This is a genomic window from Weizmannia sp. FSL W8-0676, assembly GCF_038593015.1.
GTDB lineage: Bacteria > Bacillota > Bacilli > Bacillales > Bacillaceae_C > Weizmannia > Weizmannia coagulans.
This window is the reverse complement of the sequence record NZ_CP151954.1, coordinates 1965817-1992809: the sequence shown is the minus strand read 5'-3', so window position 1 is coordinate 1992809 and position 26993 is coordinate 1965817. Positions and strand designations below refer to the sequence as shown.

The 26993-nt window shown below is 48.7% G+C and carries 25 protein-coding genes and 1 other annotated feature; of the genes, 24 read left to right on the top strand and 1 reads right to left on the bottom strand.

All coding sequences use genetic code 11. The annotated features are described in order from the left end of the window. Window positions 1-23 precede the first annotated feature (23 nt). Window positions 24-1040, top strand: coding sequence for a spore coat protein YsxE (gene ysxE / locus NST20_RS09845; protein ID WP_342399371.1), 1017 nt, complete (start codon window positions 24-26; stop codon window positions 1038-1040). A gap of 16 nt (window positions 1041-1056) precedes the next feature. Here ysxE and NST20_RS09840 read toward each other — a convergent pair whose 3' ends face one another. Beyond that, window positions 1057-1248: a hypothetical protein gene (locus tag NST20_RS09840; RefSeq protein ID WP_017553791.1), complete on the bottom strand. Its 192-nt coding sequence runs from the start codon at window positions 1246-1248 to the stop codon at window positions 1057-1059. A 142-nt stretch (window positions 1249-1390) separates the two neighbouring features. Then, window positions 1391-1619, top strand: a binding site (T-box leader). Window positions 1620-1674: 55 nt separating this feature from the next. Here NST20_RS09840 and NST20_RS09835 point away from each other — a divergent pair. The 23 genes from NST20_RS09835 (at window position 1675) to minD (ending at window position 26990) form a co-directional block, all read left to right on the top strand. Beyond that, on the top strand, window positions 1675-4320 hold the full coding sequence (locus NST20_RS09835; protein ID WP_017553790.1) for a valine--tRNA ligase: 2646 nt from the start codon (window positions 1675-1677) through the stop codon (window positions 4318-4320). 62 nt (window positions 4321-4382) lie between these two features. Beyond that, a complete protein-coding gene (locus tag NST20_RS09830; RefSeq protein WP_342399370.1) occupies window positions 4383-5705 on the top strand; it encodes a folylpolyglutamate synthase/dihydrofolate synthase family protein in 1323 nt (440 codons plus the stop codon). 117 nt (window positions 5706-5822) lie between these two features. Beyond that, entirely contained in the window at window positions 5823-6242 is a 420-nt protein-coding gene (locus NST20_RS09825) for a prepilin-type N-terminal cleavage/methylation domain-containing protein (protein ID WP_342399369.1), read from the top strand. After that, window positions 6239-6748, top strand: coding sequence for a type II secretion system protein (locus NST20_RS09820; protein WP_133536302.1), 510 nt, complete (start codon window positions 6239-6241; stop codon window positions 6746-6748). The genes NST20_RS09825 and NST20_RS09820 overlap by 4 nt, the downstream gene beginning before the upstream one ends. Beyond that, window positions 6748-8364: a polymer-forming cytoskeletal protein gene (locus NST20_RS09815; protein WP_342399368.1), complete on the top strand. Its 1617-nt coding sequence runs from the start codon at window positions 6748-6750 to the stop codon at window positions 8362-8364. The genes NST20_RS09820 and NST20_RS09815 overlap by 1 nt, the downstream gene beginning before the upstream one ends. 127 nt (window positions 8365-8491) lie before the next feature. Then, window positions 8492-10426: a hypothetical protein gene (locus NST20_RS09810; protein ID WP_342399367.1), complete on the top strand. Its 1935-nt coding sequence runs from the start codon at window positions 8492-8494 to the stop codon at window positions 10424-10426. 26 nt (window positions 10427-10452) lie between these two features. Continuing rightward, window positions 10453-11181, top strand: a complete 729-nt coding sequence (locus tag NST20_RS09805; RefSeq protein WP_133536308.1) for a PRC-barrel domain-containing protein — start codon at window positions 10453-10455, stop codon at window positions 11179-11181. A 16-nt stretch (window positions 11182-11197) separates the two neighbouring features. After that, the gene (locus NST20_RS09800) at window positions 11198-12613 is read left to right on the top strand and encodes a VanW family protein (protein ID WP_342399366.1); all 1416 of its coding nucleotides are present in this window, start codon (window positions 11198-11200) and stop codon (window positions 12611-12613) included. 45 nt (window positions 12614-12658) lie between these two features. Further along, window positions 12659-14320: an ATPase, T2SS/T4P/T4SS family gene (locus tag NST20_RS09795; RefSeq protein WP_342399365.1), complete on the top strand. Its 1662-nt coding sequence runs from the start codon at window positions 12659-12661 to the stop codon at window positions 14318-14320. Window positions 14321-14329: 9 nt separating this feature from the next. Then, window positions 14330-15382, top strand: coding sequence for a type IV pilus twitching motility protein PilT (locus tag NST20_RS09790; RefSeq protein ID WP_207368102.1), 1053 nt, complete (start codon window positions 14330-14332; stop codon window positions 15380-15382). After that, window positions 15369-16574 carry a type II secretion system F family protein gene (locus NST20_RS09785; protein WP_265115136.1) on the top strand — a complete coding sequence of 402 codons (1206 nt, stop codon included), beginning with the start codon at window positions 15369-15371 and terminating at the stop codon, window positions 16572-16574. The genes NST20_RS09790 and NST20_RS09785 overlap by 14 nt, the downstream gene beginning before the upstream one ends. Window positions 16575-16655: 81 nt before the next feature. Then, entirely contained in the window at window positions 16656-17090 is a 435-nt protein-coding gene (locus NST20_RS09780; protein ID WP_342399364.1) for a prepilin-type N-terminal cleavage/methylation domain-containing protein, read from the top strand. A 102-nt stretch (window positions 17091-17192) separates the two neighbouring features. Next, window positions 17193-18191 carry a pilus assembly protein PilM gene (gene pilM / locus NST20_RS09775; RefSeq protein ID WP_342399363.1) on the top strand — a complete coding sequence of 333 codons (999 nt, stop codon included), beginning with the start codon at window positions 17193-17195 and terminating at the stop codon, window positions 18189-18191. Further along, window positions 18192-19037 carry a PilN domain-containing protein gene (locus NST20_RS09770; RefSeq protein WP_342399362.1) on the top strand — a complete coding sequence of 282 codons (846 nt, stop codon included), beginning with the start codon at window positions 18192-18194 and terminating at the stop codon, window positions 19035-19037. Next, window positions 19034-19738, top strand: coding sequence for a type 4a pilus biogenesis protein PilO (pilO, locus tag NST20_RS09765; protein ID WP_342399361.1), 705 nt, complete (start codon window positions 19034-19036; stop codon window positions 19736-19738). The genes NST20_RS09770 and pilO overlap by 4 nt, the downstream gene beginning before the upstream one ends. Before the next feature lie 107 nt (window positions 19739-19845). Next, window positions 19846-20607 (top strand): prepilin peptidase, encoded by a 762-nt coding sequence (locus NST20_RS09760; RefSeq protein ID WP_342399360.1) that lies wholly within the window; start codon window positions 19846-19848, stop codon window positions 20605-20607. A gap of 109 nt (window positions 20608-20716) precedes the next feature. Beyond that, entirely contained in the window at window positions 20717-21709 is a 993-nt protein-coding gene (locus NST20_RS09755; protein WP_230951701.1) for a hypothetical protein, read from the top strand. Window positions 21710-21900: 191 nt separating this feature from the next. Then, window positions 21901-22584, top strand: coding sequence for a DNA repair protein RadC (radC, locus tag NST20_RS09750; RefSeq protein WP_342399359.1), 684 nt, complete (start codon window positions 21901-21903; stop codon window positions 22582-22584). A 171-nt stretch (window positions 22585-22755) separates the two neighbouring features. Beyond that, the gene (locus NST20_RS09745; protein ID WP_029141928.1) at window positions 22756-23772 is read left to right on the top strand and encodes a rod shape-determining protein; all 1017 of its coding nucleotides are present in this window, start codon (window positions 22756-22758) and stop codon (window positions 23770-23772) included. 107 nt (window positions 23773-23879) lie between these two features. After that, entirely contained in the window at window positions 23880-24746 is an 867-nt protein-coding gene (gene mreC, locus NST20_RS09740) for a rod shape-determining protein MreC (protein ID WP_342399358.1), read from the top strand. Then, entirely contained in the window at window positions 24746-25264 is a 519-nt protein-coding gene (mreD, locus tag NST20_RS09735; protein WP_041819195.1) for a rod shape-determining protein MreD, read from the top strand. The genes mreC and mreD overlap by 1 nt, the downstream gene beginning before the upstream one ends. Window positions 25265-25495: 231 nt before the next feature. Continuing rightward, the gene (gene minC, locus NST20_RS09730) at window positions 25496-26188 is read left to right on the top strand and encodes a septum site-determining protein MinC (protein WP_327076374.1); all 693 of its coding nucleotides are present in this window, start codon (window positions 25496-25498) and stop codon (window positions 26186-26188) included. After that, window positions 26181-26990, top strand: a complete 810-nt coding sequence (gene minD, locus NST20_RS09725; RefSeq protein ID WP_017552666.1) for a septum site-determining protein MinD — start codon at window positions 26181-26183, stop codon at window positions 26988-26990. The genes minC and minD overlap by 8 nt, the downstream gene beginning before the upstream one ends. The last annotated feature ends 3 nt before the right edge of the window (window positions 26991-26993 follow it).

Genomic DNA, 26993 nt, shown 5'->3' with positions numbered 1-26993 from the left:
TTGAGGAGTAACGCTCTAAGAAGGTGAAACGGGTGGCTGACCTTTCGCAGCAGGACATCAATCGGATTATGAAGCATTACGGCCTGAACACTGAATATGTCGGGCGGTACGGAAAAGTGTATAAAATTTATACCGGCCAGGGTATTTTTGCTTTAAAAAAAATTGCACCGCAAAACGGGATGGGATTTATCCGGCATGTCCAGTCCCTGTACCAGCGGGGGTATAACCGTATTGTCCCGGTCTATCCCGCGTTGGACGGCCGTTACGGGGTGCTGTATAACGGGGCATTGTACTATTTAATGCCCTGGCTGCCAAACGAAGAAAAAGAAGCACGCGGCGAGAAACATCAAAAAATGTTCAGGGAACTCGCGCGCCTGCACAGCTTGTCCGTCAAAGATACGGAGGTCTCAATAGAAAAACGGCGGGAATACTATGAAGAAACCCTTTCCCGCTGGTACGGGCAGCAGGATTTTTTAGAAGAGTTCCTTGAACGGTGTGAAGAGCAGGTCTATATGTCCCCGTTTGCCCTGTTGTACTGCACCTTTTACAATGAAACGAACCAGGCGCTCAAATTCTCGATCCAGCAGCTGGAAAACTGGTATGAACAATCGAAAGAGATGGAGAAAGCGAGAACGGTGACCATCCACGGAAAAATTTCAACGGAGCATTTCCTGTACGATGAACGCGGGCTCGGATACTTCACCAATTTCGAACTGGCAAAAACCGCTGCGCCTTTTTATGACCTGCTTCCCTTCTTGTCGCGGGCGCTCGACTCCTATCCGAGCCGGTTTGACGACTGCGTGGACTGGGTGAAGACCTACTTCAGCTATTTTCCGCTTAAGGAAGATGAAAAAAGCTTATTTTTCAGCTATCTCGCTTATCCCGCACCGATCATCCAAACCGTGGAGGAATACTTTGCAAATGAAGGGAAACGCCATGAAGCGAGAGCAGTCGCGAAACTGCAGGAAAAGTACTGGCGGATGAAAAATACCGAGTATGTCGTCATGCAGTTGTCACAAGGGACCGCCCCCGCGTCATGAAAAGCAGGGACGGCCATTAAAACCATTCATACTGGAACCCGAGATAAATGAGAATAAATATGGCAAGCAGCAGGACGTCAAACGTGGTCGGAAAAATAATCGTGCGGATGGCCTGAAAGACGGAGAACGGAAGAATCAGCTGCTTGCACACTTTTTTTGCATTCCGCCCCCAAGTACGGACGGCCTGTTTGTCAATTTTTTTCTTCATCATCATCCACCTATCTCTCATAGATAATGTATGAAAAGCGGGCGGATAAGTGAATCCGTTGCATATTTTTTCTAAAAATGGGCAATGCTATTGACGATTTTCAAAAAAACCGATACCATAAACTATAGCCAATTTCAAAAATCAAAATACAATGAACGGGAAGAGTACAGATTTTGTTTCCATGCAGAGAGGGGAATCAGCTGCTGAAAGATTTCCTATGCGAAACAGGCTGGAAGGTCGCCCGGGAGTAGCTTTTGTGAACCCGAAAATAGCAAAAGCCGGCGAAGTGCCGTTAATGACCCGAGAGTGCCGGGCATCCGTTTGCCCGTGAAAAAAGGTGGTACCGCGAACAGACTCCTTTCGTCCTTTTATGGCGAAGGGAGTTTTTGTGTTTATCCGCAAAAAACGCAGAAAGGAATGATACAAATGGAACAGCAGGACATCAGCATGCCGACCAAATATGATCCGCAGGCTGTTGAAAAAGGGCGCTATGAATGGTGGGTGAACGGCAAATTTTTCGAAGCAAAAGGCGATCCGGAAAAGAAGCCGTACACGATTGTGATTCCACCGCCGAACGTAACCGGCAAGCTCCATCTCGGCCATGCCTGGGATACGGCTTTGCAGGATATTTTAACCCGGATGAAACGGATGCAGGGCTATGATGTGCTCTGGCTGCCGGGGATGGACCACGCCGGGATTGCAACGCAGGCAAAAGTGGAAGCCAAACTGCGTGAAGAAGGCAAATCCCGTTATGACCTCGGCCGCGAGAAGTTTACGGAAGAAGCATGGAAGTGGAAAGCGGAATACGCTCACTTTATCCGCAAACAATGGGCGAAACTCGGCCTCGGGCTCGATTATTCGCGCGAACGTTTTACGCTCGATGAAGGGCTGTCAAAAGCTGTAAAAGAAGTATTTGTTTCGCTTTATAAAAAAGGCTTGATTTACCGCGGCGAGTACATCATCAACTGGGACCCGGAAACGAAAACGGCGCTTTCCGATATTGAAGTAGTCTACAAAGAGGTGCAGGGCGCATTTTACCATCTGGCATACCCGTTAAGCGACGGTTCCGGCACGATTGAAATCGCGACAACGCGCCCGGAAACGATGCTGGGTGATACGGCGGTCGCTGTCCACCCGGATGATGAACGCTACAAACATTTAATCGGGAAAACGATTGTATTGCCAATCGTCGGCCGCGAAATTCCGATTATCGCAGACGAGTATGTTGATATGGCATTTGGTTCCGGTGCCGTAAAAATTACACCGGCCCATGACCCGAACGACTTCGAAGTCGGGAACCGCCACAATCTCGAACGCATCCTTGTGATGAACGAGGACGGCACAATGAATGAAAATGCCGGAAAATACAAAGGCATGGACCGGTTTGAATGCCGCAAACAGATCGTGAAGGACTTGAAAGCACTCGGCGTTCTTGTCAAAGTGGAAGACCATCTCCATTCGGTCGGCCATTCCGAACGGAGCGGCGCGGTTGTCGAACCGTATTTGTCCACGCAATGGTTTGTGAAAATGCAGCCGCTCGCTGATGCCGCGGTAAAACTGCAGGCGTCGGAAGGAAAAGTCCATTTTGTGCCGGAACGCTTTGAAAAAACCTACTTGCACTGGATGGAAAATATCCGCGATTGGTGCATTTCGCGCCAGCTCTGGTGGGGGCACCGGATTCCGGCCTGGTACCATAAAGAAACCGGCGAAGTATATGTTGATACCGAGCCGCCCCGTGACATCGAAAACTGGGAACAGGATCCGGACGTGCTCGATACGTGGTTCAGCTCGGCGCTCTGGCCGTTTTCGACAATGGGCTGGCCTGATGAAGAAGCGGAAGACTACAAGCGTTATTATCCGACCGATACGCTTGTGACCGGCTATGATATCATTTTCTTCTGGGTATCGCGGATGATTTTCCAGGGGCTTGAGTTTACCGGCAAACGCCCGTTCAAAGATGTCCTGATCCATGGCCTTGTCCGCGACGAGCAGGGGCGGAAAATGAGCAAATCGCTCGGCAACGGCGTCGACCCGATGGAAGTAATCGACAAATACGGCGCGGACTCGCTCCGCTATTTCCTTACCACCGGCAGCGCGCCCGGCCAGGATTTGCGTTTCAGTTACGAAAAAGTCGAAGCGGTCTGGAATTTCGCCAATAAAATTTGGAACGCCTCCCGTTTTGCGCTTATGAACATGAACGGGCTGAAATACGAAGAAATTGACCTTTCCGGTGAAAAATCAGTCGCTGACAAATGGATTTTAACGCGTTTGAACGAAACGATCGAAACCGTTACAAAACTGGCCGACAAATACGAATTCGGCGAAGCCGGGCGCATGCTTTACAATTTTATCTGGGACGATTTCTGCGACTGGTACATTGAAATGGCAAAACTGCCGCTTTACAGCGAAGATGAAGCAGCGAAGAAAACGGCGCGCTCGGTCCTCGCGTATGTGCTCGACAATACGATGCGGCTTTTGCACCCGTTCATGCCGTTTATTACCGAGGAAATTTGGCAAAACCTGCCGCATCAGGGGGAATCGATCACAACAGCCGCGTGGCCGGAAGCGGACGAAAGCCTTACGGATGCCGCGGCCAGCGAAGAAATGAAACTGCTTGTCGACATCATCCGTTCTGTCCGCAATATCCGCGCCGAAGTGAACACGCCGTTAAGCAAAAAAATCAAACTGCATTTGAAAGCGAAAGACGAGACGGTCTTAGCGGCTTTAAAACGAAACGAAGCGTACATTACCCGTTTCTGTAACCCGGATGAATTGAAAATGGGGCTTGACCTTGAGGCGCCGGACAAAGCCATGACTGCGGTCGTTTCCGGTGTGGAGCTGTTCCTGCCGCTTGAAGGGCTGATCAATTTTGAAGAAGAACTGGCCCGGCTCAGGAAAGAGTTGGAAAAATGGAATAAAGAAGTTGAACGCGTCCAGAAAAAACTGTCCAATGAAGGGTTCCTGAAAAAAGCGCCGGAAAAAGTCGTTGCCGAAGAACGGGCAAAAGAAAAAGACTATCTCGAAAAACGAAGCGCCGTCGAAACGCGCATCAGAGAACTTGAAAACCAGTAACACAAGGGCGGAAGGCGAATTCTTTACGGATTCGTCTTCCTTGCATACGGGAGGAAAGGCAAATGTTTGAAACCTATGAAGAAGCGGTCGGCTGGATCCGGTCCCGCTCGAAATTCGGGATGAAACCGGGGCTTGAACGGATGCAGTGGCTGATGGAAAAATTGCACCACCCGGAACAAAAAATTCGGACGGTCCACGTGGCCGGGACGAACGGAAAAGGGTCGACCGTCACCTTTTTGCGCAATATTTTAGAGCAGGCAGGATTACTGGTTGGCACCTTTACTTCCCCATATATTGAGCAGTTTAACGAAAGGATCAGCGTAAACGGAACGCCGGTGACGGATGCAGACCTTGTCCGGCTTACAAACGAGATCCGCCCGCTTGCAGAAGAACTGGAGCACACAGCATTCGGCGCACCGACAGAGTTTGAAGTCATTACAGCGATGTCACTTTTGTATTTTGCCGGGATCCGGCCGGTGGATATTGTTATCTATGAAGTCGGCCTTGGCGGCAGGCTTGATTCCACAAACGTCATCACACCGCTTGCCAGCCTGATTACCAATATCGGCCATGACCATATGAATGTGCTTGGCCATACGATTGCAGAAATCGCCTCTGAAAAAGCGGGCATTATCAAACACGGGGTGCCGGTTGCAACAACAGCCATGCTACCTGATGCGCTGGCGGTAATTGAAGAAAAAGCGGCAAAAGAAAAGGCGCCGCTTTTCCGTGCCGGGAAGGAATTTTCTTTCGCGGAGATCGGCGGGGATCTAACCGGTGAACAGTTCCGTTTTGCTTCCCCGTACGGCGCCTATGACCGTTTATCGATCACGATGATGGGGCGCCATCAGATTTACAATGCCGCCCTTGCTGTTATGGGGGCGGAACTGTTACAGCATTTCCACCATTTCCGCATCCCGCAGCATGCGCTGGAAAAAGGCCTTCTCGAAAGCAAATGGATCGGCCGTTTTGAAAAACTGCTGGATGACCCGCCCGTTATCATTGACGGCGCCCACAACCCGGAAGGCATTGATAGCCTGATCGAAACGATGGACACCCATCTGCGCGGAAAAAAAATCCGCATGATTTTTTCCGCACTTGGCGACAAAGACTTGGATCACATGATTCCAAAACTCGACCAAAAAACAGACGAAATCATTTTCACAACTTTTGATTTTCCAAGAGCCATTCCGGCAGAGGTGTTGTATAAGATAAGCCGTCATCAAAATAAATCATTTTCTAAGGATTGGAAAGAAACCGTACGCACCAAAATAAAAGAAATGAAAGGCTCAGAAGATGTTTTAGTGATTACAGGGTCCTTATACTTTATTTCAAAAGTCCGGAAATACATTTTGGGCCAATCAGAAAGGAACGGGCAGGGCTGAAAAAGTTCTGCCCTTTTTGTTTATTTGTTCTTTTGTTGAATTACTTTTCCGGCGCTTTTTGATAAAATAAGTTTTATAGGTAAGAAGGCTCATGACAAAATGCTTACGGAGGTTGTTATGAAAAAAACCCTTTTTAAAAACAGCCGGGGATTTACACTTGTCGAAGTGCTGGCTTCGATTACGATTTTAGCGATTGTGATGCTTACAGTGGGCGCCATCTTGGCCAATAATGCGGGCGTGACAAAAAAAGCGGATGACTCGCTGTCTGCATTGCAAATTGCAACCGGGATATTAAGAGCTTACCAGAAAAAAAACTTTAATGAAGTGCAGCAGATGGCGAACACCACACAACAGGCTGATATTCAATCGGTTTTAGGGCTGGACAGCGCTGCGGAAATTTCCGGTTATAAGGCATATGTGTCCGTTTCCCTTCCGGCGGATTCTTCTCTTTCTGATCGCCTCCTGCTGGTCAAAGTGAAAGTCGACAGTGGAAATCATCTAAAACCGGTTGAAGTGAAAGGGTATGTGAAAAGATGAAATGCCGGGATGAAAAAGGGCTCACTTTAGTAGAATTACTGGCGGCTGTTACCATTTCATTTATGATCATCGGGGTCATTTATGCCGTTTTAAATACGGTGATCACCCAATCCAAAAGCGACATGGCACGTAAAAATTTTGTCAAAGAACAAACGGCTATTTTGCAATACATGAACAGTGCAATGGAAAATGTGGACGACATTGAACCTGATGACGAAAGTGATGACGGGACTTTTACCCGTTTCAAAGCAGTGGCTATCAATATAGATGTTGCGGGTGACGGTACCTACCAGAAAAGTTCAACAGACAAGACAATCGCTGTATCAGACGGGAATTTGTCGGTAGGAGGCACCATTGTAAACAGCGATGAAATTTCACTTGACGGGACAACTTTTACGGTCGAGAACGGCAGCCTGATATGCCATTTTGTAATGAAAGACACGCAAAATCATTTCGAGAAAAAGATCTATGCCGCTTATAAACTGGGCGAAGAGGGGGATCAATGATGCATGTTTTAAAAGAAGAGAAGGGATATACGCTTGTGACAGTGCTTCTCATTTTCGCAGTCGCGGCGATCATCACCGTTTCGCTCGTATCCGCATCCGTCAGCACTTTTAAAACAGTAAAAGTATCTGAAACGGGCACCCAGGATAAATTAAACGCGGAAATGGTGGCTGATGAAGCGACTGCTTTAATTGAGAAACAAGTTGACAGCATCAACAGTGTTATTGCAACCGGGACTGTCATGCCAAGCCAGCTGATCAGCATGCTTCAGGCAGCAATAACCAACATACAGCAACAGAAAAACGGAAAATGCAGCATCGAATATAAAACATTGAAAGACGGGACAGCGCCAGACGGCATTGTTTTGGGCAAAGTCACCATTTCCGTTCCGGTCGGAAAGTCCGGAAAAACGTTAACGAAGGTAATGACGCTTTCCACTGTCTCGGATGTTTTTCAATATACAGCCGTGACACCGTCGAATATGTATTTGTACGGGTCTCCTTATATTATTGGGGATGTGAATATCGGGGGGGATCTGTATGTTTCAAACTACGGGAAATATGTTGATGGGTACACGAAATATATACGAACTTACTTTCCAGCGATCAATGGGACGTTAACAGTGAAGGGAAGATATTATGAGGCCGGTAAGCAGCCGGTATACAACTTTTATTCATGGAAGCCATTTGGACCTGAAAGCTTCAGCCGCTACTTTTCTGTTGCCCCGGTTGTGAAAAATCGTCAGTTAACGGTTGATAAAATAAATGTAGGCGATATGATTACAGCCAAGGCGCTGGGATGGCCGGAAAATATAAAAATAAATTCCAATTATTCCTATAATACTGACAAGTATGGGAACGCTTTTGGTTATGATGTAACAGCCAGCCAGGTTGGCAGTCAACCGATAAAAGGAAACTTGTACGTTGGCGATGATTTAATCGTTGGGGAAAACAAAAGCCTGACTGTAAATGGGGATCTTTATGTAAAAGATGTTTTGACTGTCAAAGGGAATTTAACAGTAAAAGGCAAAATTTACGTAGGCGGTTATGCCGATTTAAACGGAGTGCTGTCGACAGGGGCGGATAAGTATATTTATATTGCCGGAAATGCTACTTTAAGCGACGTTTCAGCATTAAATTTAAACGGGGTGATGTATGTCAACGGTTCCCTTACGAGCAAGGGGGATGTCAATACGAACGGCAGCATTTATGTACGTGGAAACGCAGACGTCGAGAATTTCTCGAACAGTAACGGCACGCTTATTTTACTCTGTGATGGAAATATTCAGCTGGCCAACAATAATTTGTATAAGGACAACCCAAAAGTGATTGATGCTTATCTCTATTCAAATAGTAACTTATTTATATACGGAATCGGATCAAACTTGAAAATTAACGGCGGGATTTACGGAAACACCATTAGCTTAAGTGCATCAAGGGGCAGAACGATTCATAATCCAATTTATGATGAATTGGAATTTCAAAATCCCCAGCCTGCGGATCCTGCAAAGTCCAGACTCACCGTTAATTTTAAAAAAGATATGATTTTAAACCCGCCGAAAGGGATCCCGACCGTGAATAAAGTAACTTTGAAAGAAATCAATACATCGGTCCAATAAGATACAGTTAAAAAGATGCAGTACAATCTTCCCATCCACCGTGATTTATAATAAAATAGTCTTAGTTGATTTTCGATAATTGGTTTTTCTGGAAATATTGTACTCTGACAGAAACAGAGGTGGGATGATGGATCTTCTCACTGCGGCGTTTGCCGTGATTGGATTTTTATGCATAATTGCCTTTTTTGTCTTTTTTTCTTTCGGCTTTTCCAAAAAAGGCGTGGTTGTGCTGGCCGGCACCGCTTTTTTGCTGGCGCTTTTCGGCATTTTGGCGGGCAATGTGGTTCCGCTATGGGAGAGCTGTTTGATTGTTTTTTTGCTCGTGCTTTGTGTGGCTTATCTGTTCGAAAAAAAACTGGCATTTTTGTTCGCTGGAAAGGATAACGATGCAGACGAATTTCCAGTATGGGATGAGCAAGAAGAGCTGGCGGTGATGCGGGAAAACCGGCCGGCAGCACTGGACTGGCCTGCCGCAAATGACGCGGTTCTCCCGGCTGAAAAAAGTGCTCCGGCTCCTGAAACGAAAGAGATTTTGCCGGGGAAAAACGGCCCGAGACCCGAAACAGAAAGTACCCTGCCAGAAGAAAAGGATGAACCGGAATGGGAAGAACTGGAGGATGCGGCCGGAAACGAAACGGGAACCGCTCTTCCGGAAAACGAACAGGCGGCAGAACGCTCCGGGGAAGAAGAAATTGCGTTTCTTGAAAACCGCATGGAAATGCTTGAAGAAACAAATGAAGAACATGCGGTTGATCAATTGCCTGAAATGTATGGAGTTGAAGAATGGGTTGCGGAAGCGGAGAGCCCGGACACCAACCCTCTAGACGTGGCAGCCGCAAAAGAGGCGGATGACCAGAATTCCGAAGCTGTTGTAGGAACCGGGACGGGAACGCCATCCGGTTCTGAAAATGTTCCATATGTTGAACAAGAAGAGATCCCGCTCCTTTCTTTTGAAAAGGAAGCAGAAGCACCTGCTGAACCTTCCGGGACAGGCATACCTGCCGTAGATGAGCTGGAAGAAATCGATGTGATACCTTTCCGCGAAACCAATCATGCCGGGCAAGCCGAAAAGCTGCACGCGGAAAATGAAACAGTAGGCGGTGCAAAAGGTAAAGGCATAGACGAGCTGGAAGAAATTAGTTTGGTGCCTATCCAAGAAACGGATCCAACCGAACAAGCTGAAAAGTTGGATCTGGATGTGGACGGTGAAGCAGCCGGCAAATCGAGACGGGGAAGCACAGGTGAACTGGAAAAAATCGATATGATTCCTTTCCGCGAAACCGATCATGCCGGGCAAGCCGAAAAGCTGCACGCGGAAAATGAAACAGTTGGCGGTGCGAAAGGTGAAGACAGAGACGAACCGGAAGAAATCAGTTTGGCGCCTGTCCAAGAAACTAACCCAACTGAACAAGTCGTAAATTTGAATCTGGATGCAGAGGATAAAGCAGCCGGCGGGTCTAAGGGGGAAGAAATTGATGTGATTCCTTTCCATGATGCCGGGCAACTTGAAAAACTGCATGCGGAAAATGAAACAGTTGGCGGTGCGAAAGGTGAGGACAGAGACGAACTAGAAGAAATCCACGTGATGCCTGCCCGGGAAACCGGCCAGGCGGCAGAACCCGAAAAACTCTATTCGGAAACAGGCGAGGGACGGAAATTACAAGACGAAAGCGGCGCAGGTACGGGCGGAGCCGTTGCCGCAAACGAAGCAGAACCGGCAGGAAACCCTGCCGTTGAGGAAGCATCGGAAACAGCAGCATCCGTGCCAAACGGGACAACGCCTATTCAAAAGCAATTGCTTGGGGTGCTGCTTGAACAACTGAATCTTTACCGCCTTACGCAGCCGGCCGATGCGTACGAACAGCTTGTGAAAGCCCATTTGCACCCGCAGCTTGCACCGGAAGATTATTTCACTTTTGCAAGCCTTCTGATCGACCATTACATAGCTGAACAACAATTTGGCAAGCTGCAAGTCCTGCTGAAAGACTTGGCGGAAACCTATGCAGAATACCCGGTCATCCGCGAAGAAATCGATTTTTTAAGGACAAAATACGGTCAATAATCCATGAAGAAACAGGTGTGAGGTAGATGAAAAAAAGCACGCAAATTTTGGGCCAGCCGATCATCAGCATTTCTGAAGGCGCTGAAATCGGAAAAGTAAAATCTTTTGTCATTAACCCGGACAAAGGATCCGTCGATTTTTTAACGATCGAGCACGAAGACTGGCAAGTAAGCGTAAAAGCGATTCCATTCAAAAAAGTGGTCGGCATCGGCGAGTATGCGGTCACCGTGGAAAGCGACAGGGCTGTTATTGATTTAAATGAAATTCCGATCGCAGACCAGCTCGTCAACAAAAAAATCCGCATTGTCGGCGCGAAAGTAATGACCCGGAAAGGAGAACTGGTTGGCGAAGTAAAAGAATTTTACGCGGATGAAAATACAGGCAAAATTTTAGGCATTGTTTTGCAAACAGGCGAGTCGGAAACGATCCTTTCTGCTGACTTTGTCATGACGTACGGAAAAGATATTGTCGTTGTGGAAGAGGAAGCACCCGGCCATTTTCTTGACGATCCTGAAGAACTGCTGAAAAAAGAAGAGAAAGAGGATCTTGAACAACCGGGCGAAGCGGGAATGGAGGCGCTCCGGGCTAAACAGGTGGAACTTTTAAAAGGAAAGAAAGCGTCAAAAGACATTTACGCGGGAAACGGGGAACGGGTTATCACGGCCGGAACGGTTTTGTCTGAAGAAGACATTAAGCGGGCGCAGGAGGCCGGGCCGGGTGTTCTTGTTGAATTGTCCATGCATGTTGATGAATGAAAGGCGGCGTTGAAGTGTGGGAAACAAGCGGTTTTTAAAAGTGTTTACAATCTTATTGATCAGCACAGCTTTTATATTCAGTTTCTCACATTTTGGGGCTTTGGCCATTGAGAACGGATTCGGCCATAAAGAAAAATATGCGCAGGGCACTGCAGCCGGGGGAATAGAGCTGTCCGGGCTGACTGAAGAGCAGGCACGGCAAAAATTATCGGCTGCCGTGCAGAAATGGAAGGCATCCAATTCGGCAGAAATTGTCTATTTGTCAAAAACGGTGAAGCTTCCGGCTGGACTGCTGCATTTTTCCGTAACAGAAAGCATGCTCCGGGTAAAAAACGGGCAGGCCTCGTCACTTGTTGTTACGCTTGACGATAACGGGCTTCGGAACCTGGTCTCAAAGTCTTTTCCAGACGTCAGCCCGGATGACGTGGATATTTCCCGACTGGACAAGGCCATATGCCATGCCGCTGCCAGGCTTGAGACCACCAATCTTTCCTTTGATTTGTCCGGTTATGCCCTGGACGGGAGCGAAAAAGAAACGACAGTATCAAAAGGTTCCGTATCAAATGTTTCGATTGCGGAAGCAACGGAGCTCGAAAATTGGGCAAAGCAGTTTCCGGAAGTCAACATTCCTGCGCACGGGATGTTTTCCTTATTAAAAACAGCGGAAAAAACAGGCGCTTCTTTTTCAAATGAAGCACTCAGCATAATCGCAACCGCAGTATACGGGGCGGTGCTGCCGACCAATTTTGAAATCATTGAACGCAATACGGGGAACGAACTGCCGTATTATGCAGCGCTTGGAAAAGAAGCAAAAGTGGTGAAAGGAAAGCTGGATTTCTCTTTTGTCAACCCGAACCCAACCGCTTATCAGCTGAAATTTACGGTTCATAACGGCGTTTTTTCCGTTTCTGTGGCAGGCCGGCCTTTTCTCGAAAACTATAAAATGGTGCTGAAAGATAAAAAAACGATTCATCCCGAAACAACCGTGCAATTTCAAGCCGCTTTAAAAACGGATCAATCTGTTGTCGTGAAAGCTGGAAAAGCAGGTTATTATGCCAGGGTGTTCCGCAATATTTACAGCCGGAATCACGGCCTGCTGAAATCCGTGCTGTTGGCGGAAGATTTTTATCCGCCGGTGGCACAAATCGTTGCAAAAGGCAATCCGGCGCAAACGGAAAACACGGATGGCTCATCGGAAACAGATAACGGTTCCGGTAATGAAACGGACACGCCAACAAGCGGCGGCAATTCAGAAAGCAGCGGAAAAAGTGCCGGCGCGGAGGCTGCGAAAAGCAGCGGAAAAAATGCCGATGCGGAAGCTTCAAAAAAGAACGGAAAAAGCAGCAGCACAAAAGCTGGAACTTCAAATGACAGCAAAGACAGCACCGGTACGCATGACGGCAAGGATAACGGGGCGGATAGCAAAAGCTGACATAAGAAAGGCCCGGGACATAACAGATAAAGCGGGGGAATTCAGATGAAACAAGTGCGAAAAAGGCTTGGCGATTTATTGGTGGATGCAGGGTTGATTACAGAAGAACAGCTGGAACAGGTGCTGAAGGAAAAAGCGGCGGGCCAAAAACTGGGCGATGTGCTTCTTCAGCGCGGGCTGATTACCGAGCAGCAGCTCATTGAAGCGCTCGAATTCCAGCTCGGCATCCCGCACATCAGCCTTTTCCGCTATCCTTTTGACCAGAGCATCATGAACCTTGTGCCGAAAGAAATGGCGAAACGAAATCTTCTTATTCCGCTCAAAAAAGACGGGGATAAACTGTTTGTCGCAATGGCGGACCCGATGGATTTTAATGCGATCGATGACTTGCGGCTATCGACCGGCTTCCGCATTGAACCGGCGATTGCCTCGAAAGACGATATTTTGCGGGCGATCCATAAGTATTACGACTTCGATGACAATATGGAAGAATTGCTGGACGGCATTGCTGAAAAGGAAGAGGCGGCTGAAACCGGTCCGGGGGAAGAAGATTCGCCTGTCGTCCAGCTCGTCAACCAGATTTTGCAAAATGCCGTCCAAATGCGGGCGAGCGATATCCATCTGGACCCGCAGGAAACAAAGTTTATCGTCCGTTACCGTGTTGACGGGATTTTGCGGACGGAACGGGTGCTGCCGAAATCGATGCAAAGCGTGCTTGTGGCGCGTATTAAAATTATGGCAAATCTCGATATTACCGAACACCGCATCCCGCAGGACGGACGCATTAAAATTGACGTCGATTTCCATCCGGTTGATATCCGGGTATCAACGCTACCGACCGTATTCGGGGAAAAAATTGTGCTCCGGATTTTGGATCTGTCAACAGCCATCCATGATATCCACCAGCTCGATTTTAACAAGCTAAATCTCAAGCGTTTTACGCAGCTGATCCACCGCCCGAACGGCATCATTTTAATAACCGGGCCGACCGGTTCCGGGAAGTCATCGACTTTATATGCGGCCCTAAACCATCTCAATGATGAACAGGTGAATATCATTACGGTGGAAGACCCGGTGGAGTACCAGATTGAAGGCGTCAACCAAATTCAGGTCAATCCGGCGGTCGGCATGACGTTTAGCAAAGGGCTGCGGGCGATTTTGCGGCAGGACCCGAATATTATCATGGTCGGGGAAATCCGTGACAAGGAAACGGCTGAAATTGCCATCCGCGCTTCCCTCACCGGCCATCTCGTCTTAAGTACGCTGCATACCAATGATGCGCTCGGCACAATTACAAGATTAATAGACATGGGCGTTGAGCCGTTTCTCGTTGCCACCTCACTCAGCGGTGTCGTATCGCAGCGGCTCGTGCGCAAAGTGTGCCGCGACTGCGCAGAAGAACAGGTGCCGACAAAACGGGAAATAGAAATTTTTAAAAAACGCGGCATCAAAATTGAAAAAATTATCCGCGGCCGCGGATGCGGAAACTGCAACATGACCGGATACAAAGGGCGGATGGCGATCCAGGAACTGTTGATGATCAATGAAAACATCCGGCGCGGGATTATGAACGGGGAACCTTTGTCCAAATTAAGGGAGTATGCAATCCAAAATAAAACGATTTTTCTGCTCGACGACGGATTACTAAAGGTAAAGCAGGGGCTGACAACGACCGAAGAAGTGTTGCGCGTCGCCCTACCGGAGTAGGTGAAAGGAATGAAGGAAAAAATTGAATACTTGCTTCGCTCAGCATTTGAACTGAAAGCATCGGATCTTCACTTATCCGTTGGCGTGCCGCCGATACTGCGTTTAAACGGCCAGCTGAAACGTTACGGAAAAGAAGTAATGACGCCGCAAATGACGGAAGGAATGGCGAAAGCGATCATTTCCGATACCATGTGGCCGGTTTTCCAGGAACGCGGGGAGCTTGATTTTTCTTACGGCATCCCGGGCGTATCCCGTTTCCGGATCAATGTGTACCGGCAGCGCAACTGCGTGTCGCTGGCGATCCGTGTCGTCCCGACTGCGATCCCGACAGTTGAAGAACTGCATCTGCCGCCTGTATTGTATGCGTTCACGGAAAAACCGCATGGCTTAGTGCTGGTGACAGGGCCGACCGGAAGCGGGAAATCGACGACGCTTGCCGCCATGATCGACCATATGAACAAAACGCTGCACAAACATATCATTACGCTTGAAGACCCGATTGAGTATTTACATAAACACCAAAAATGCATCATTGACCAGCGCGAAGTCGGGTTTGACACGCAAAACTTTGCGAACGGCCTGCGCGCGGCACTCAGGCAGGACCCGGACGTTATTTTGGTAGGGGAAATGCGCGATCTCGAAACGATCCATACAGCGATTACAGCGGCGGAAACCGGGCATCTTGTCCTCGGCACGCTGCACACATCGGGCGCGCCGTCGACGATTGACCGGATCATTGACGTTTTTCCGCCGTCCCAGCAGGCGCAAATCCGCATCCAGCTGGCAAATGTTTTAGTTGGGATTATTTCGCAGCGCCTCTTTCCGACAGCCGACAACAAAGGGCGGAGGGCTGCCACGGAAGTGCTCGTCAACAACGCGGCCATTGCCAATCTGATCCGCAATGAAAAAGTTCACCAGATCGTGAATGTCCTGCAGACGAGCCGCGCATTCGGGATGCACACGCTTGAAACCGATGTGAAGGAATTGCTTGCAGTGGGCGCGATTTCCAAAGAAGCGGCAGAACCTTATTTACAGGAGATTGTCCAAAATGCCACGATTTAAGTACGAGGGAAGGACAAAAGCCGGGAAGAAAAACGGCGTCGTCACGGCCGAATCGAAACGGGAGGCGCTGGTAAAGCTGCGCGGGCAGGGCGTTCGTGTGCTCCAAATCAACGAGCTGCCGGAAACGCTGATGACGATGGAAATCAGCCTCGGCGGCAGGGTGAAACTGCAGGATTTTGTCATTTTCCTCCGCCAGTTTTCAACACTGCTGAAAGCCGGCGTAACCGTCGTCGATTCCACAAGCATACTTGCCAGCCAGACGAGCAGCAAGACATTAAAGAAAACGCTTTTGGCTGTCGAAGAAGATTTGCGCGGCGGGATTCCGCTTTCCCAGGCAGCCGCGAAACATAAAAAAGTGTTCTCCCCGATGTTCATTAACATGGTTTACGCCGGTGAAGCGGGCGGCAACCTTGACGGCACATTGGAAAGGCTCGCAACCTACTACGAAAAACAGCACCGCACAAGGCAAAAGGTAAGGTCGGCGCTGACGTATCCGGCTTTTGTTGGGGTGATGGCGATTGTTGTCGTCATTTTTATGCTCGTAAAAATCGTCCCGACCTTTGTTTCAATGCTCAAAAACTATAACGCCAGCCTGCCCGCGGTCACACGCCTTGTCTTGTCAGCAAGCAGGTTTATGCAGCATTATTGGTGGCTTGTCGTGCTGATTTTGATCGGGGTGTACGTGCTGCTGGTCGTTTTGCGCAAAAACAAAACGAGCAAATTTTATTTGGACTATGCGTTGCTCAAATTCCCGATTTTCGGCAAGCTCGTCCAAAAATCGATCATTGCCCGGATGACGCGGACATTGAGCTCGCTGTTTTCCAGTTCCGTGCCGATTTTACAGGCATTGTCGATTGTGGAGGCAATCGTCGAAAACGAAGTGATGACAAAAGTGCTCCGCCAGGCCCGCGATGCGCTGGAAAAAGGGCAGTCGATGACAGAACCGATGCGGCGCCACTGGGTCTTTCCGCCGCTTGTCACGCAGATGATTGCGATTGGCGAGGAAACCGGTGCGCTGGACGCCATGCTTGGCAAAGTCGCTGACTTTTACGAAGCCGAAGTCGAAGCCGCCACCGACCAGATCAAAGCGCTGATTGAGCCGTTTATGATCGTTGTCCTCGCAGCCGTTGTCGGCACGATCATTGCCGCCATCATGATCCCGATGTTCGAAATTTATAATAATGTTCAATAAATTGGCCAAAAAAGGTAGGATTATGCAACACAACCATGTATAATATAGGTGAAAAGATCTAGGATATGAGGAGGAGAAACGATGTTAAACAAGAAAAGGAAGTTATTGAAAAATCAAAAGGGCTTTACGTTGATTGAACTGTTGGCGGTTATTGTGATCCTGGCCATTATTGCCGCGATTGCGATCCCGGCGATTAACACCATCATCAAGCATTCAAAAATCAGTGCCATTAAATCGGATGCTGTCCAAGTAATCAATGCTGCGAAACTCTATGTATCTTCGAACAGTGTTCCCACGGATAAAAAAATTACTAAAGAAATGATAAATAAGTATTTGGATGATGAAGTGAATCTTAATGGTGACTACTCTGTAACAGTAGATGAAGATGGTGGAAAAATGGTTTATAAATTAAATGGTACTGGTGAAGATGATGGGGTAACAGTAACATTTAAAAATGCAACCATTGGTGGAATAAACGATAAATCAACCAAATATGACACTACAGTAAACAAATGATTTAACATGCGCGATTTTTTAAATATTATAACCTAAGGTTTCTTTTAATTAATTGGAGAAGCCTTAGGTTATAAATTTACAAAGATTTAAGGAGCCATCATGATGCCACGCTCATTTTTTCCATCATCGAAAAAAACCGGAAATTTCATTATCAAAGACCATGTCATTCGTTTTCTCGAATTGAGGCAGGCTGACCCGCCTGTTGTTGCGAAAATGGGCGAGCGGTATTTGCCGGAAGGGGTAGTCCGCGGCGGGAAAATCATCGATGCCGAGACGCTTGCGATGATCGCTGAAGAATGTCTTGGTGATTGGGGGCTGAAGGGAAAACACCCAGTTCGTTTTGCTGTGCCCGACAATTTTGTCGTCGTGCGCCAAATTGCTGTTCCGGATGAGATTGCCATGGATGAAATGGAAGGTTATATTACCCTTGAGCTCGGTTCCACCATTCATTTGCCGTTTGACGATCCTGTATTTGACTTTGCGCTCCTTGGTGCATCGAATCAAGAAAAGCAGGTGTTGTTATTTGCTGCGCCCCGGGATGTCGTCGAAGATTATGCCGATTTTTTTAACGGCATCCGCCTGAGCCCGGTTGCTGCCGATATTTCCCCGTTATGCGCCTACCGGTCTTTTTATCATTTGAATACGTTGAATGCGATGGACCACCTGCTCCTACTCCAGTTTGATTTGTCCATGGCCACTGCAACCATTTTCCACCGGCATTTCCCGCTGCTTGCCAGGGAGATTGAAGTCGATATTCCGCTTTCCAAATGGGAGACGGAGACCAGTGCTTTTGGCGAAAAAAAGTACCGCTGGCCGGAGGGCGACCCGCTGCTCCGCTACCAGACGGAAAATATTTATAAAGAGCTGGACAGAATCATGAATTATTACCAGTTTTCGATCCGGAAAGGGCAGGATGCAGTCAATCAAATTTTGCTGAACGGCGATTATCCGTATTTGCCTGGGGTTGCGGAGAATCTTGCGGAGCAGTTTGGCCTTCCGGTCACGATGATTGTAACGGAAAAAGTATCTTCCGCAACCGGGCAGCCGTTTCCCGCCCGCTTTGCGCCTGTTTTGGGCCTTGCACTGAAAGAGGTGAAATAAATGCTCGTTGAGATTAACCTGCTGCCGAAAAAAGAACCGAAAAATATCGCATTGCTCTTTTGGGCCGGGATACTGGCCGGTGCATCCGCCATCTTTCTCATCGTCTTCTTTATTGCGCTCCATCAGACAAAACAGGACCTTGCTGCTGTCAATCAGCAAATCAAACAGACGGAAGCGCTCCAGGCCGCTGAACAGGCAGCGCAAAAAAGCAATGCGGACATACAGGATTTCAAAAAGCTTTCGTCCGCCGTTAAATGGGCAAGCGATACGCCGGTCAAGACGGTGCCGGTATTGGACAAGCTTACCAAACTTTTGCCGCAATACGGCTATATCACGGACTTTTCCTGCGGCAGCACAGGCGCGAATGTGACCGTCCAGTTTGATTCTCCTGATGAAGCGGTTTACTTTTTAAAACGGCTGAATGACAGCCCGTATTTCAGCGGCGCCGTCTTAAACAGCATCAAAATGAATACGGAAACGGCCGGTGCTTCGTCAAGCGGCACATCCGGCGCTGCAACCGGCTCAGCTGCAGGAACGGGCACAACATCCGGCACTTCCAAAACGGCAAGCAGCACATCTTCCGGATCAGATGCGTCCAAAACGGCCGGCGGATCGTCTTCGGGAACGTCTAAAACCGGTTCCTCTTCCTCATCTGCTGCATCCAAAACGGCCGGTGAAACAAAGGGGGGCGGTTCAACTTCTTCCCCGGCGGCGGGGGGAACGGCCGGCCCGGACAATGCGGCAACCGGGGAAGCGGAGGGCGTAACGGTTTATGAAGCGACATATACGATCCAGCTCAATCAAGCCGCGCTCAATGCCGCCGGCAAAAGGGAGGAACAGCAATGAACCTCCGTTTAAACCGGAAGCAGCTTTTTATCATTCTTGCCCTCTTTGCCGTTTGCCTTGCCGGTGCAGCCGGTTTGTACTGGTTTGTGCTGGCGCCGGCCAAGTCCGGGCTGGCCGGGCAAAAAGCCGCGTTGAAATCGGAACAGCAGGTGCTATCCAGCCTGCAGTCAAAAAAACAGCAAAGCCCGGAACTGCAGCTTGGCAATGTCGTCAGCCTGATGCGGAAAATCCCGGCAAAACCGCTTGCGGAACAAGTGCTGCTTCAGTTCAGGATGGCAGAGGCCCTTTCCGGCAGCCGGATTACGGAAACAGACGCCCAGCAGGACTCCGCCGGTACGTCCGGGAGCGAGGAGGCTACACAAAGCACAACGAGCGGCGCCTCATCCGGCACACAGCAAAAAACAGACGTGCTGCCTGCCGGTGTCAAAAAACTGTCGTATACTTTAAAAGTGGAGTCAGACAGCTACAAGAGCATGAAAACATTTTTACAGACGATTGAAAACTTGCCGCGCATTACAGTGATCGAAAGCCTCAATTTCAGTCCGGGGGAAGGAGCGCCTGGATCGAGTGGATTGCAGTACACCGTCACGGTTTCCACTTTTTATTACCCGGCGTTAAGCCGGTATTCGGACTATTTGCCGGAAATCGACGTGCCGGCAGCGGGACATAAAAGTGACCCGGTCGCAATAAAGGAGCAATAAGTTTTCGGCATGTTCATCCTTGCCATTACATATGCTTAATATCGCTCGTTGCTTGCCGGTAGCGAACCAAGAAAATACCTTATGCTGAAAGATCAGAGGGATCAAACATGCATGGATTATGGACTGCTTATTTTGCGGTACTGGGAATGGTGTTCGGCTCGTTTTATAATGTCATCGGGCTGCGCGTGCCGAATCATGAATCGATTATCCGTCCCGGGTCGCATTGCCCAAAGTGTGGGCACTCGTTAAGCTGGTATGAAAATATACCGGTATTGTCTTTTCTTGCTTTACGGGGCAGATGCAGAAGCTGCCGCGCGCCGATCTCCCCGGTTTATCCGGTATTTGAGGCGCTGACCGGGGGTTTGTTTGCCTATTCTTTTTACCGGTTCGGCTGGAGCCTTGAATTTTTGCTTGCCATTTTGTTCATTTCGCTGCTTGTCATCATTACCGTTTCCGATTTGGCGTATATGCTTATTCCTGATAAAGTGCTGTTTCCTTTTGCAGCCGCCATTGCCGCCGTCCGGCTTTTTCACCCGGCATCGCCGTGGTGGTCCGCCTGGCTCGGGGCGGTTTTCGGCTTTTGCCTCCTCTATCTCATTGCCTTTTTCACAAAAGGCGCGATGGGCGGCGGGGACATTAAATTGTTTTTTGTGATCGGGCTTGTGCTCGGCATAGAGAAAACTTTTCTGGCCTTTTTTCTGGCCTGCCTCTTTGGCGCGCTTTACGGCGTCGGTTTGATGGCTGCCGGCAAATTTAAAAAACGAAAACCGGTGCCGTTTGGGCCGTTTATCGCCATCGGTGCGCTTACCGCCTATTTTTTCGGAAACAGCCTTATCGGGATGTATTTGCGTTTCTCCGGGCTCGGATAAAATTTGCATAAAATGCCGGAAATCGGCGAATGGTTTTTGGACAAGGCGACAAAAGTCTTGTTCTTTTTTTTGCCGGTTATGGTAGCATGAAGCAAATCGGGCAGGAGAGGTGAAAGCATTGGACAAGGCGAAAAAAAAGGCGAAAATTACAGTCAAAGTGGGCGGAAAAAAGGAGCAGCCGGAAGACAGCGTAAAAGTCCATGACTGGAAAGCGGCCGAGGAAACGGCTGCCGCACAGGAAGACAGCGCAAAAGAAGAGGAATCATTTGAATGGGTGCTGCCCGAACTCGATGCGGATCAGATTGAAGAATTCCGGCCGATCCATTATACACCCGCGCCCAAAAAGAAAAGCATCTTCCCGAAAAAAACGGCGGCGAATAGGGCCGCGCCGGCGATTTTGTTTTCTGTCGTGTCCGCAGTTGTGTTTGGGGCGCTGCTCGGGTTTGTTGTATTAAAATTTATTGCGTACGGAGATCATCAAACAAAACTCCCGAATCAGCAGGCTGAAGGCGCTGCAACGGGCGCAGCACAGCAAGAGGCCAGGCTTCCGGCGCTAAGCATCGGCATCATCCAGGCAGGGGTGTTCAGCACGGAAGGCGCCGCCTCTAAAGTGTCGCGCGAACTCGCCTCAAAAAAGGTCCCGTCGATGCAGCTTTCGATGGACGGGCAGCGCTATATTTTTGCAGGTGTGGCCGACAGCCCTGGCACGGCCAAAAAAATGGAAAGTGCCTGGAAAGACAAAGGCGTCGAACTGTATGCAAAAGAAATCAGTTTTTCCAGCAAAAAGGTCCAAACGACGACAAAGGATGAGCAAATTTTTGCCCGGGAAACGGTTCCGCTTTTTCAAAAACTGGCAAAAGAAACGGCCGCCGCTGTCCAGAACGGAGAGGTTTCACCGGACGGCATGAAGACAGTCGGAACAGCAGCCGGCAACGTCAAAAAGCTGGCAAAAGTCAGGCAGGAAACGCTCGGCCGGCTGAAAAAATACGAAACGGCCGCGTATGAATCGCTCGCGGCTTATCAAAAAAGCGGCAACCGGCAGGATTTAACGGATGCCGAACAAAACCTGCTGGACTACGTAAAGGTTTACAGCGGGCATTGAAACCAAATGCGGGCTTCCGGCTGAAAAGCTGCGGTGCCACGAATGCCCGCATGGCACGATTTTTTGTCTGAAAAGGTTGAATTTGCAGTTGTTACACGGCCCGTTTTTTGGTACGATACAATTGTATCTCTCATACAAAAGCCCATTGGTTTGATTCCCCCGCCTCCTGCTTTAGAAAAGGAGGAATTCATTTGGAAAAAATGCTGATCAAAGATTTTCCTGCAGAAGACCGCCCGCGTGAACGGCTGATCCGCACAGGAGCGGAGAGCCTCTCCAATCAGGAACTGCTTGCCATTTTACTCCGTACCGGCACGAAAGATGAATCGGTGCTCGAGCTTGCCAACAGGCTGATCGGCCATTTTGAAGGCTTGCGGTTTTTAAAAGATGCTTCCCTTGAGGAAATGACAGCCATCAAAGGCATCGGCACAGCAAAAGCGGTCCAGATTCTGGCCGCCATTGAACTCGGCAGAAGGATCGCCAATTTGCAGCACGATACGCGTTATGTGATCCGCACGCCGCAGGACGGGGCCAATTATGTCATGAATGATATGCGCTTTTTGTCCCAAGAGCATTTTGTCTGCCTGTATTTAAATATTAAAAACCAGGTGATCCACCGGCAGACGATTTTCATCGGAAGTTTAAATGCCTCGATCGTCCATCCCCGCGAAGTGTTCAAAGAAGCGCTCAGGCGTTCAGCTGCTTCCATTATTTGTTTCCATAACCATCCATCCGGGGACCCTTCTCCTTCCAAAGAAGATATCGAAGTTACCAAACGGCTTGCCGAATGTGGTAAAATAATGGGGATTGAGATTCTTGACCATTTGATCATCGGTGAGAAAAAATTTGTGAGCCTGAGAGAAAAAGGGTATTTGTAAGGCTTTGAATTTTTTTATGGTTACGATATAATAAATCGTATGATTTTTACGGTCGGCACTGCGCCGGAAAGCCAGAATCCGGATGCATTTTCAAAGCGGCATCCATAAATAAGCAAAAGTATGGCACCAACTGGTGATGAAAATTTATCGTGAAGAAAGGGAGATACATCCATGTTCGGAAGTAAAGACCTGGGGATTGATCTTGGGACAGCCAATACATTGGTTTTTATAAAAGGGAAAGGAATTGTCGTGCGGGAACCTTCCGTTGTGGCTATCCAGACGGATACGAAACAAATTGTCGCAGTCGGGGATGCCGCGAAAAAAATGATCGGCAGGACGCCGGGAAACATCGTGGCGACGCGGCCGATGAAAGACGGCGTGATTGCGGATTATGAAACGACGGCTGCGATGATGAAGTATTATATTCAGCAGGCCACAAATAAAAAAGGCTTTTTTTCAAAAAATCCGTATGTCATGGTCTGCGTTCCGTCCGGCATCACGGCGGTGGAAGAGCGCGCGGTGATTGATGCAACCCGCCAGGCCGGGGCAAGGGATGCTTTTACGATTGAAGAGCCTTTTGCAGCAGCGATCGGCGCCGGGCTGCCTGTCTGGGAGCCGACCGGAAGCATGGTTGTCGATATCGGCGGCGGCACAACGGAAGTGGCGATTATTTCGCTGGGCGGGATTGTGACAAGCCAGTCGATCCGGGTGGCCGGGGATGAAATGGATGAAGCGATCATCAGTTATATCCGCAAAAATTATAATCTTTTAATCGGGGACCGGACCGCAGAACAAATTAAAATGGAAATTGGTTCAGCAGGCGAGCCGGAGGGGATCGAACCGATGGATATCAGGGGCCGGGATTTGCTGACCGGTTTGCCGAAGACGATCACGATTTCCGCGGATGAGGTGGCCGATGCGCTGCACGACACGGTGTATGCCATTGTCGATGCGGTCAAATACACGCTTGAACAGACACCGCCTGAACTGGCAGCTGATATTATGGACCGCGGCATCGTCCTGACAGGTGGGGGTGCCCTGTTGCGCAACCTCGACCATGTCATCAGCAAAGAAACCGAAATGCCGGTGCTCATTGCCGAAAACCCGCTCGACTGCGTAGCAATCGGAACAGGCGGCGCGCTCGAAAATATTGAACTGTTTAAAAACAAAGCAAAAGATTCTAAATAAGAAGAATGCCAGTGTCCTGTTAACTCATTCTCCTGCCGGCTTTCCTGGCGGGAGAATGGTTTTCAATCCGGGAATGGCCGGAACAAAGTGTTATGGGAGTGGATTTTATGCCACAGTTTTTTTTGAATAAACGATTGATCGTCCTTTTAATCAGTGTTATCCTGCTTGTCGCCATGATCGGGTTTTCCATCAGGGAACGCGACCGGATTTCAAAACCGGAACAGTTTGTGCGCGATATCGTCGGGCTCGGCCAGTCCGTCATTGCCAAACCTGCCAATGCCCTTGCCGGTTTTTTTGACAATATCGAGGACTTAAAAAATACATATACCGAAAACAAAAAGCTGAAATCCCATTTGGAACAGCTGACAAGCCTGGAAGCGCAAAATCACGAACTGAAAAAAGAAAATGAAAATTTGAGATCTATTATAAAGGAAAAAAACAGTCTCGGAGATTCAGAGTCCATTCAGGCCCAGGTTATTGCACGGAATCCGGATAATTGGTACGAGCAAGTGGTGATTGATAAAGGCGAAGTCAACGGCGTTGCCAAAAATATGGCTGTCGTCACTTCAGGCGGTTTCCTCGGAAAAGTCACGCAGGTCGACAAATTTTATTCAACCGTCGAACTTTTGAGCTCGCCCGATGAAACGAACCGCGTATCCGCCAAAGTGCAAAATGCCAAAAAAGACGCTTACGGTTTAATCGAAGGATACGACAAAAAAGCAAAAATGCTGCTTTTGAAACAGCTTGATTTTAATATCAAAGTCAAAAAAGGCGATCATGTCGTGACATCCGGTTTAAGCGGCATGTTTCCGAGCGGGCTTCTGATTGGTGACATTGAAAAAGTGACCCCGGATGAAAACGGGCTGACGCAAACCGCTTATGTGAAGCCGGCAGCCAATTTTTATGATGTCCGCGAAGTGCTCGTCATCAACCGGAAAGCAGTGAACCTAGGCAGCGCAGGGGGAGAGCAGTGATGAAACGTATCGTGCTCCCTCTGATTTTAAGCCTGTGCTATATTGCTGAAAGTTTATTTGCCCAATTTTTTGCGGCCCGTTCTTTTGGCGGAAAATTTACCATCGTTCCCCATTTTCTGCTCGTGATGCTGATTTTAATGGGGATGCATTACCGCAAAAGGCTCTCCATCATTTATGCCTTTGTATTCGGCATGCTGTTTGATGCTTTTTACACGGGCATTTTGGGCATTTATCTGTTTTTCTATCCGCTTGCGGTTTACCTGACAGAAAAAATGGACAGGATCCTCCAATCCAATATTTTTACCGGCACGCTTGTGGCAGTCTTAAACATGGCGATTGTCGAATTTTTGGTCTATGGCATCAATGCTTTAATTAATCCGCAGGTGATGGGATTTGACGATTTTCTCTTGCTCAGGCTTTGGCCGACTTTGATCTTAAACGCCGCTTTTTTTATTTTGGCATGGTATCCGATGGGAAATTTTTTAAAGCGGCGCGCAAGGGAAGAAGAAAAGGAATAACCGGCGGGGAGAAAATCTGTTAAAATGGGAAAGAAGGATTTCCTGCCTTTTTGTCGAATGATCCGGACAAGGGGGAGTGGAAAAAGCAAAGGGGTTTGCGGGCCGAAAAACCGGCAGGAACCGCACGCACGGAGGCTTGAAATCCCGTGTGCCGGGCCGAAAAACGCCGTCTGAAAGCCATTTCGGATGGATGCCGTTTCATTTATCAGCCGTTGAGGTGAGCAGTTTGAAATGAAAAAAACGCAAAATGTAACCATAAAAGGCACGAAAGACGGAATTGTGCTGCATTTAAACGACCAATGCTCCTTTCAAGCTTTAAAGGCGGAGTTAGAGCAAAAATTACTGGCCCAGGCTGCCGATGAGGAAGAGAACAGCCCGATTCTTGCCGTCAAAATTCAGCTTGGCAACCGTTATTTGACGCCCGGTCAGGAAGAGGAGATCAAAAGCCTTGTGCGTTCCCGGCGCAACCTTGTTGTCGATGAAATCATCAGCAATGTCATCACAAAAGAAGCGGCTGCGCGCGAAAAAGCGGAAAATGAAATTGTGCCTGTCACCACCATCGTCCGGTCCGGGCAGGTGTTAAAGGCGGAAGGCGATCTTTTGCTTATCGGCAATGTCAATCCGGGTGGTACCGTGATTGCAAACGGCAATATTTTTATCATGGGAAACCTCCGCGGCATTGCGCATGCCGGCTACAGCGGGAGAAGGGACGCCGTTGTTGTCGCTTCCAATATGGTTCCATCCCAAATCCGGATTGCCGATTGCCTGAACCGGGCCCCTGATGATTACGGGGAAGAGGGCCGGCATGAGATGGAATGTGCTTACATAGATGAATCGGACCATATTATCATTGATAAATTGCAAGTTTTGAAATATTTGCGGCCGAATATGACAAGATTAAAAGGAGGGTTCTCATATGGGTGAAGCGATTGTCATCACATCCGGAAAAGGCGGCGTCGGCAAAACGACGACATCGGCAAACCTCGGGACAGCGCTCGCGCTTCTCGGAAAGAAAGTCTGCCTTGTCGATACAGACATCGGGCTCCGTAATCTTGATGTCCTGCTGGGGCTTGAAAACCGGATTATCTACGATCTGGTCGATGTCGTAGAAGGCCGCTGTAAAATCCACCAGGCAATCGTAAAGGACAAGCGTTTCGATGACAAGCTCTTTTTGCTGCCGGCTGCCCAGACAAGCGACAAATCCGCCGTCACGCCGGAACAAATGAAACAATTGATCCACGGGTTAAAACAGGATTACGATTATATTCTGATTGACTGCCCGGCCGGCATTGAGCAGGGATATAAAAATGCAGTGGCGGGTGCTGACCAGGCGATTGTTGTGACAACACCGGAAATCTCGGCGGTAAGGGATGCCGACCGGATCATCGGGCTTTTGGAAAAGGAAGAACATATCGAGCCACCGAAACTGATCATCAACCGGATCCGGAGCCATATGATGAAAAGCGGGGACATGCTGGACATCGATGAAGTGACAAACCATTTATCGATCGATTTGATCGGGATTGTAGCCGATGATGAAGAAGTGATCCGCGCCTCGAACCAGGGCGAACCGATTGCGCTAAATCCGACGAACCGCGCCTCCCTTGCCTACCGGAATATTGCCCGCCGGATTTTGGGGGAAACGGTGCCTTTAATGCCGCTTGAAGACCAGAAACCCGGCATGTTTGCGCGCTTTAAAAAATTATTTAGTTCGAAATCTTCTTAATGG

Excerpts from the sequence above, each read along its gene's own strand:
- NST20_RS09840 (WP_017553791.1), bottom strand. The coding sequence starts at position 1,248 with ATGAAGAAAAAAATTGACAAACAGGCCGTCCGTACTTGGGGGCGGAAT.
- NST20_RS09835 (WP_017553790.1), top strand. The coding sequence starts at position 1,675 with ATGGAACAGCAGGACATCAGCATGCCGACCAAATATGATCCGCAGGCT.
- NST20_RS09830 (WP_342399370.1), top strand. The coding sequence starts at position 4,383 with ATGTTTGAAACCTATGAAGAAGCGGTCGGCTGGATCCGGTCCCGCTCG.
- NST20_RS09825 (WP_342399369.1), top strand. The coding sequence starts at position 5,823 with ATGAAAAAAACCCTTTTTAAAAACAGCCGGGGATTTACACTTGTCGAA.
- NST20_RS09820 (WP_133536302.1), top strand. The coding sequence starts at position 6,239 with ATGAAATGCCGGGATGAAAAAGGGCTCACTTTAGTAGAATTACTGGCG.
- NST20_RS09815 (WP_342399368.1), top strand. The coding sequence starts at position 6,748 with ATGCATGTTTTAAAAGAAGAGAAGGGATATACGCTTGTGACAGTGCTT.
- NST20_RS09810 (WP_342399367.1), top strand. The coding sequence starts at position 8,492 with ATGGATCTTCTCACTGCGGCGTTTGCCGTGATTGGATTTTTATGCATA.
- NST20_RS09805 (WP_133536308.1), top strand. The coding sequence starts at position 10,453 with ATGAAAAAAAGCACGCAAATTTTGGGCCAGCCGATCATCAGCATTTCT.
- NST20_RS09795 (WP_342399365.1), top strand. The coding sequence starts at position 12,659 with ATGAAACAAGTGCGAAAAAGGCTTGGCGATTTATTGGTGGATGCAGGG.
- NST20_RS09790 (WP_207368102.1), top strand. The coding sequence starts at position 14,330 with ATGAAGGAAAAAATTGAATACTTGCTTCGCTCAGCATTTGAACTGAAA.
- NST20_RS09785 (WP_265115136.1), top strand. The coding sequence starts at position 15,369 with ATGCCACGATTTAAGTACGAGGGAAGGACAAAAGCCGGGAAGAAAAAC.
- NST20_RS09780 (WP_342399364.1), top strand. The coding sequence starts at position 16,656 with ATGTTAAACAAGAAAAGGAAGTTATTGAAAAATCAAAAGGGCTTTACG.
- pilM (WP_342399363.1), top strand. The coding sequence starts at position 17,193 with ATGCCACGCTCATTTTTTCCATCATCGAAAAAAACCGGAAATTTCATT.
- NST20_RS09770 (WP_342399362.1), top strand. The coding sequence starts at position 18,192 with ATGCTCGTTGAGATTAACCTGCTGCCGAAAAAAGAACCGAAAAATATC.
- pilO (WP_342399361.1), top strand. The coding sequence starts at position 19,034 with ATGAACCTCCGTTTAAACCGGAAGCAGCTTTTTATCATTCTTGCCCTC.
- NST20_RS09760 (WP_342399360.1), top strand. The coding sequence starts at position 19,846 with ATGCATGGATTATGGACTGCTTATTTTGCGGTACTGGGAATGGTGTTC.
- NST20_RS09745 (WP_029141928.1), top strand. The coding sequence starts at position 22,756 with ATGTTCGGAAGTAAAGACCTGGGGATTGATCTTGGGACAGCCAATACA.
- mreC (WP_342399358.1), top strand. The coding sequence starts at position 23,880 with ATGCCACAGTTTTTTTTGAATAAACGATTGATCGTCCTTTTAATCAGT.
- mreD (WP_041819195.1), top strand. The coding sequence starts at position 24,746 with ATGAAACGTATCGTGCTCCCTCTGATTTTAAGCCTGTGCTATATTGCT.
- minC (WP_327076374.1), top strand. The coding sequence starts at position 25,496 with ATGAAAAAAACGCAAAATGTAACCATAAAAGGCACGAAAGACGGAATT.
- minD (WP_017552666.1), top strand. The coding sequence starts at position 26,181 with ATGGGTGAAGCGATTGTCATCACATCCGGAAAAGGCGGCGTCGGCAAA.